Annotated in this window: 5 protein-coding genes; 3 read left to right on the forward strand and 2 right to left on the reverse strand. The window is 68.0% G+C overall.

Going from position 1 to position 7,176, the window contains the following annotated elements; genetic code table 11:
- Nucleotides 1–96: 96 nt before the first annotated feature.
- Nucleotides 97–660 (reverse strand): single-stranded DNA-binding protein, encoded by a 564-nt coding sequence (ssb, locus tag DBV14_RS32345; protein WP_124466098.1) that lies wholly within the window; start codon nt 658–660, stop codon nt 97–99.
- A 105-nt stretch (nt 661–765) separates the two neighbouring features.
- Between ssb and DBV14_RS32350 the strand changes: the two genes are divergently transcribed.
- From DBV14_RS32350 to DBV14_RS32360, 3 genes are all read left to right on the forward strand, one after another.
- Nucleotides 766–2,166: a chloride channel protein gene (locus tag DBV14_RS32350; RefSeq protein WP_124466101.1), complete on the forward strand. Its 1,401-nt coding sequence runs from the start codon at nt 766–768 to the stop codon at nt 2,164–2,166.
- 18 nt (nt 2,167–2,184) lie between these two features.
- The gene (gene uvrA / locus DBV14_RS32355) at nt 2,185–5,301 is read left to right on the forward strand and encodes an excinuclease ABC subunit UvrA (RefSeq protein ID WP_124466103.1); all 3,117 of its coding nucleotides are present in this window, start codon (nt 2,185–2,187) and stop codon (nt 5,299–5,301) included.
- A gap of 75 nt (nt 5,302–5,376) precedes the next feature.
- Entirely contained in the window at nt 5,377–6,273 is an 897-nt protein-coding gene (locus tag DBV14_RS32360; RefSeq protein WP_124466105.1) for a DMT family transporter, read from the forward strand.
- Between the two features lie 44 nt (nt 6,274–6,317).
- Here DBV14_RS32360 and DBV14_RS32365 read toward each other — a convergent pair whose 3' ends face one another.
- A complete protein-coding gene (locus DBV14_RS32365) occupies nt 6,318–7,073 on the reverse strand; it encodes a GntR family transcriptional regulator (RefSeq protein WP_124466108.1) in 756 nt (251 codons plus the stop codon).
- Between the last annotated feature and the right edge of the window lie 103 nt (nt 7,074–7,176).

Consider the following 7,176-nt stretch of genomic DNA (forward strand, 5'->3'; position numbering starts at 1 on the left):
AACCCAGGTCAGGACGGGTCATCGGAATGAAAAAAGGCCGGCCCCCGAAAGAGCCGGCCCTTGCCGGAAACGCCGAAAAAATCAGGTTTTTCTGATTTAGAACGGAATGTCGTCGTCCATGTCGTCGAAGCCCGACGACGATTTGGCGGGCGCCTGGCGAGGCGCCGGTGCCGGCGCACGCGGAGCCGCCGCCGCGGGTGCGCGGGGGGCGTATCCGCCGCCGCCGCCACCGCCGTTGCCGCCCTGCGAGTAGCCACCGCCACCGCCGCCACCTTGCGAGTAGCCGCCGTCGTCTTCAGGACCGCCCGACGGGCCGCCCTGGCCTTGACGGCTGCCGAGCATCTGCATCTGGTCGGCGCGGATCTCGGTGGTGTACTTTTCGATGCCGTCCTTGTCGGTCCACTTGCGCGTGCGCAGCGAGCCTTCGACATAGACCTGCGAGCCCTTGCGCAGGTACTGGCCGGCGATTTCGGCCAGGCGGCCGTTGAAGACGATGCGGTGCCACTCGGTGGCTTCGCGCATTTCGCCGCTTTGCTTGTCTTTCCAGCGATCGGTGGTGGCCACTGTGACGTTCGCGACCTGATCGCCGCTCGGGAAGGTCCGCATTTCGGGGTCGCGCCCCAGGTTGCCGACGACGATGACTTTATTGACCGATGCCATATGCACTGCCCCTGATAAGTAGATGAAGGAGGAGGAAGAGAACCCTCGATTGTGCCCGATGCCGAATGGGCGCACCCCCTGCAAGTGCCAGAATGGACCTTGGCGATGAACCGCGAACCCGACTTTTTCGAGCACCTGCGCACCGAGCTGTCCAGCGGTCGCGTCTGGCTCGACCGCGCCATCGTGCTGGGCTACGCCATCGCGGCCGGACTGTTCGTGGTGGGGTTCACGCTGGCCAGCGACTGGGTGTTCGCGGGCTTCCATCGTTTCTACCGCGCGTGGCCCTGGGCCGTGCTGCTGACCACGCCGCTCATCACCGCCGGCATCGTCTGGTTCACGCTGCGCTTTTTCCCCGGTGCGGGCGGCTCGGGCATTCCCCAGATCAAGGCTGCGCTGCACCCGGCGCTGCCCGAGGAACGGCGCTTCATGTTCGCCTCGCTGCGGCTCACGCTCGCCAAGATCGGGCTCGGCGCGGCAGGGTTCGCGGCCGGGCTGTCGATCGGGCGCGAGGGCCCTTCGGTGCAGGTGGCGGCCGGCGTGATGCAGCACGCGCGGCGCTGGCTGTCGCCCAACACCGCCATCGACGGACGCGCGCTGCTGGTGGCGGGCGGCGCGGCCGGCATTGCGGCGGCCTTCAATGCGCCGCTGGCGGGCGTGGTGTTCGCCATCGAGGAACTGTCGGGCCGGCTGGAGGCGCGCTCCAGCGGGCTGATCATCACGGCCATCGTGCTGGCGGGCCTGGTGGCGGTATCGGCTTTCGGCAACACCAGCTACTTCGGCGTGATCCGCGTGCCACGGCTGGGCTGGGACGCGCTCGGGCCCGGCCTGCTGGTCACGCTGCTCAGCGGCGCGGCCGGCGGATTGTTCGCGCGGCTGCTGATCGCCTCGCTGACGGGCACGCCCGGGCGCCTCAACCGCTGGCGGGCGCGCTTTCCGGTGCGCTTCGCGGCGGCCGGCGGGCTGGCGGTGGCGGTGATCGGTCTTGTCACGGGCGGCGTCACCTTTGGTGCCGGCTCGGAAGCGGTCAAGCAGATGCTGCAGGGCCACGACCAGCTGACGCCGCTCTACACGGTGCTCAAGTTCGTCGCCACCTGGCTCACGGCCTGGTGCGGCGTGCCGGGCGGGATCTTCGCGCCCTCGCTGTCCATCGGCGCGGGCATCGGCGAAGCGGTGGGCCGGCTGGCCAATGGCGACCTCGGGCCGGCCCTCATTGCGATGGGCATGGCCGGCTTCCTGGCCGCGGTGACGCAGGCGCCGCTCACGGCTTTCATCATCGTCATGGAGATGGTCGACGGCCATTCGATGGTGCTCAGCCTGATGGCCGCCGCCATGCTGGCCAGCCTGGTCTCCCGCATGATCAGCCGGCCGCTGTACGACACGCTGTCCGAACACATGGTCGGCCGGGCCATCGGCACCGCCGAACCGGTGCGTCCGAACCCGCCGAGCCCGCCGACCGCACCGGAAGCGCCCCCCGCCGAACCGCCGGAACCCGCCCGCTCGCCATGAAATCGCGGGCGGTCTATCATGTCCGGTTGCCCTCGGACGATCGCCCCCTTGAATTCAATATCCACTGAAGACACCGCCGCAGCCGAGGAAGGCGCACGCGACGCGCAACGCGAACGCGACACCTACCTTGGCGCCGTGCTGGCCCAGCAGCGCATCAGCATTCGCGGCGCGCGCACCCACAACCTGAAGAACGTCGACCTCGACATTCCGCGCAACAAGCTGGTGGTCATCACCGGCCTGTCGGGCTCGGGCAAGTCGAGCCTGGCCTTCGACACGCTGTATGCCGAAGGGCAGCGGCGCTACGTGGAAAGCCTCTCGGCGTATGCGCGGCAGTTCCTGCAGCTCATGGACAAGCCCGATGTGGACGTGATCGAGGGCCTCTCGCCCGCCATCAGCATCGAGCAGAAGGCCACCAGCCACAACCCGCGCTCGACCGTGGGCACGGTGACCGAAATTCACGACTACCTGCGCCTGCTGTACGCCCGCGCCGGCACGCCCTACTGCCCGGACCACCACCTGCCGCTGCAGGCGCAGACGGTCTCGCAGATGGTCGATGCCACGCTGGCCCTGCCCGACGAGCCCCGGCTGATGATCCTGGCGCCCGTGGCGCGCGAGAAGAAGGGCGAGTTCCTGGAGCTCTTCGCCGAGATGCAGGCGGCCGGCTACGTGCGCTTTCGCGTCGACGGGCAGACCTACGAATACAACGACCTGCCCAAGCTCAAGAAGACCGAGAAGCACGACATCGACGTGGTGATCGACCGGCTGCGCGCGCGCTCCGACATGCAGCAGCGCCTGGCCGAAAGCTTCGAGGCCGCGCTGCGGCTGGCCGAAGGCCGCGCCATTGCGCTGGAGCTGGGCGCAGAAGGCGTAGCCGACAAGGAGCACCTGTTCAACGCCAAGTTCGCCTGCCCGATCTGCCACTACTCGCTGTCGGAGCTGGAGCCGCGCCTGTTCTCGTTCAACTCGCCGGTGGGCGCCTGCCCGAGCTGCGACGGCCTGGGCCACCGCGAGGTGTTCGACCCCGCGCGCGTGGTGGCCTTCCCATCGCTGTCGATCGCCAGTGGCGCCATCAAGGGCTGGGACCGCCGCAACGGCTACTATTTCAGCATGATCGAGAGCGTCGCCAAGCACTACAAGTTCGACGTCGACGCGCCCTTCGAGTCGTTGCCCGCCTCGGTGCAGCAGGTGCTGCTGCACGGCTCGGCCACTGAAGAGATCAAGTTCAACTACACCATGGAGTCGGGCAACTTCGCGGGCAAGAAGCTCACGAAGAAGCACCCCTTCGAGGGGATCATCCCGAACATGACGCGGCGCTACCGCGAGACCGACTCGGTGATGGTGCGCGAAGACCTGGCGCGCTTTCGCAACCTGCAGCCCTGCCCCGATTGCGGCGGCTCGCGGCTGCGGCGCGAGGCGCGCAACGTGTTCCTGGTCGACGAGTCGGCCCGCCCGGCCGATGGCGGCGAGCCGCCGCGCATGGCCATCTTCGAGCTGAGCCACCTCACGCTGCGCGATTCGCTCGCGTGGTTCCAGACGCTCAAGCTGCGCGGCGCCAAGGCCGACATTGCCGACAAGGTGGTGCGCGAGATCGGCCTGCGCCTGAAATTCCTCAACGACGTGGGCCTGAACTACCTGAGCCTGGACCGCAGCGCCGAAACCCTGTCGGGCGGCGAGGCGCAGCGCATCCGCCTGGCCTCGCAGATCGGCTCGGGCCTGACCGGCGTGATGTACGTGCTCGACGAGCCCAGCATCGGCCTGCACCAGCGCGACAACGACCGCCTCATCGGCACGCTGAAGCATCTGCGCGACATCGGCAACAGCGTGATCGTGGTCGAGCACGACGAGGACATGATCCACGCCGCCGACCACGTGATCGACATGGGCCCCGGTGCCGGCGTGCACGGTGGCCGCGTGATGGCGCAGGGCACTTACGCCGAGGTGTCGGCCAACCCCGATTCGCTCACCGGCCAGTACCTCTCGGGCGTGCGCAAGATCGAAGTGCCCAAGCACCGCACCGCCTGGCTGCCGGCCGTGAAGAAGGCCGCCTTCAACGAAGGCAAGAAGGCCTCGCGCTTTCCGCAAAGCCCCGCCGCCGAACGGCGTGCCGCGCGCGAAGCGGCGCACCTGGCCTCGCAGACCGACCTGCAGGAAATACGCGTCGTCGGCGCCACCGGCAACAACCTGAAGGACGTGACCGTCGCCTTCCCGGTCGGCCTGCTCACTTGCGTGACGGGCGTCTCGGGCTCGGGCAAGTCGACACTGGTCAACGACACGCTGTACACGTCGGTGGCGCGCACGCTCTACCGCGCGCACGAAGAACCCGCCGCGCACGAATCGGTCGAGGGCATCGAGTATTTCGACAAGGTCATCAACGTCGACCAGAGCCCCATCGGCCGCACGCCGCGCAGCAACCCCGCCACCTACACCGGCCTGTTCACGCCCATCCGCGAGCTGATGGCCGAGACCAACACCGCGCGCGAACGCGGCTACGGCCCCGGCCGCTTCAGCTTCAACGTGGCCGGTGGCCGCTGCGAAGCCTGCCAGGGCGACGGCGTGGTCAAGGTCGAGATGCACTTTTTGCCCGACGTGTACGTGCCCTGCGAGGTCTGCCACGGCCAGCGCTACAACCGCGAAACCCTCGAGGTTTTGTACAAGGGCAAGAACATCGCGCAGATTCTCGAGATGACCGTCGAGACCGCGCACGAGTTCCTGAAAGCCGTGCCGACCATCGAGCGCAAGCTGCGCACCCTGCTCGACGTGGGCCTCAGCTACATCAAGCTCGGCCAGTCGGCCACCACGCTGTCGGGCGGCGAAGCGCAGCGCGTAAAGCTTGCGCTGGAGCTCAGCAAGCGCGACACCGGCCGCACGCTCTACATCCTCGACGAGCCGACCACCGGCCTGCACTTCGCCGACATCGAGCTGCTGCTGAAGGTGCTGCACCAGTTGCGCGACGCGGGCAACACCATCGTCGTGATCGAGCACAACCTGGACGTCATCAAGACCGCCGACTGGCTGATCGACATGGGCCCCGAAGGCGGTGCCGGCGGCGGCACGGTGGTGGGCGAAGGCACGCCGGAAGACATCGCGGCGAACGAGGCGAGCCACACGGGGCGCTACCTCAAGCGCTTGCTGTAGCCGGCGGAGCGCCGCGGCGCTCTGCTTCTTTCCTCCTTCTGCACGAATGCGCGGGCCGCGCCACAATCGCGACCCATGCCTTCCTTCACGCCGCGCCAGTTCGTTCTTCTCGTTCTCCTGACCCTTGCCTGGGGTTTCAACTGGCCGGTCATGAAGCTCGGCGTGGCGGACTATCCGCCGCTCGGTTTTCGCGCCATCTCGATCTGGCTCGGCCTGCCCGTGCTGGGCCTGGCGCTGGTGTGGATGAAGGTGCCGTTCCGCGTGCCGCGCAGCGCGTGGCCCGAGCTGCTGTGGCTGGGCGCGACCAACATGTTCGTCTGGCACGCCTGCATCATCCTTGCGGTGAAGGCGCTGTCGGGTGGGCGCGCCGCGATCCTCGGCTACACGATGCCGGTGTTCTCGGCCGTCATCGGCGCGGTGCTTTTCGCGGCCGTGCTCACGCGGCGTGCATGGCTCGGCGTGGGCGCCTGCGCGGTCGGGGTCGGGTTGCTGCTGTGGCACGAACTCACCGACTTCGCGGGGCGCCCCGGCTACGTGGCGCTGGCGCTGGTGGCCGCCGCCACATGGGCCCTGGGCACGCAGCTGCTGCGGCACACGCGCATCGGGCTGCCGACGCTCACGCTGTCGTTCTGGATGACCGCGCTCACGGCGGTGGTGATGACGGTGCTGTCGCTGTTATTCGAGCGCGACCAGCTGCGCTGGCCCGGCGCCGTGACATGGGGATCGATCGGCTACAACGCGGTGCTGATCTTCGGCTTCGCGCACGCGGCGTGGTTTTATCTGGCGCGCGGCCTGCCGCCTGTGGCCTCGACGCTGAGCGTGATGTTCATTCCCGTGCTCGGCGTGTTCAGCGGCGCGGTGTGGCTGGGTGAAGTCGTGCACTGGCAGGACTGGGTGGCGGTGGTGCTGATGATGGTCGCCATCGCCTCGGTGCTGTGGCCCGCGCGCGGCGCCGCGAAGACGGCCGCCTGACGCGCAGGCAAACAATCAAACAAAGAAACAAGAAAACAGAAGACTCAGGTCGTCGTCTGCACGTGCAGGCGGCTGGTCTTGCAGCGGTGCAGCGCGCGGTAGTGCTCCAGCGGCCGGCCGTTGGCGCCGTAGGCAATCGATTCGATGCGCAACAGCGGCTCGGGCTGCGGCAGCGCCAGCAGCTCGCAGGTCGCCGCATCGGGCAGCACCGCATCGATCCAGCGTTCGGCGCGCACCAGCCGCAAGCCGTATTGCCGGCGCAGCACGTCGTACAGCGAGCGGTCGTCCAGCCGCGTGCGATGCAGCCCCGGCGCCAGGTCGGCCGGCACCACGGTCTCGACCAACAGGCGCAGTTCGCCATCGACGCTGCGCAGGCGCTTCAGCGCAACGACTTGCGTGTCGTCGGTGAGGCCGAGCGACGCGGCTTCTTGCTCGGTGGGCGCGCGCAGTTCCTGCGTGAGGATCTGCGTGCGCACCGAGCGGCCCTTGCGCTCCATTTCGTCGGAGAAGCCGAGCACGGTCGAGACAAAGTCCTCGTCGCGCTCGCGTGCCGACACGAAGGCGCCCCGCCCCTTGATCTTGTAGATGAGGTTGTTGCGCACGAGGTCGGCCAGCGCCTCGCGCACAACGATGCGCGAGATGCCGAACTGGTCACCCAGCTCCGCCTCGGAAGGCAGCTTGGCGCCAATGGGCAGCACGCCCTGCAATATCTGCAGGCGGATGGCGTCGCGAAACTGGGCCCAGAGGGGAGATTCGGAGCCGCGGTCGAGCACGGTCGAAGTGTCGGTCGGAGAGTTCATGTCAGTGTTTCACCACGTCTTCGTGGACTTTTCTTGGACCGCCGCAGGGCCGGGCTTCCGGTTTCGGAGGGGGTTCATTCTTGGCGTGTGCACAGGACACCGG

It is taken from the genome of Variovorax sp. KBW07, from assembly GCF_003852515.1.
Classification (GTDB): domain Bacteria; phylum Pseudomonadota; class Gammaproteobacteria; order Burkholderiales; family Burkholderiaceae_C; genus Variovorax.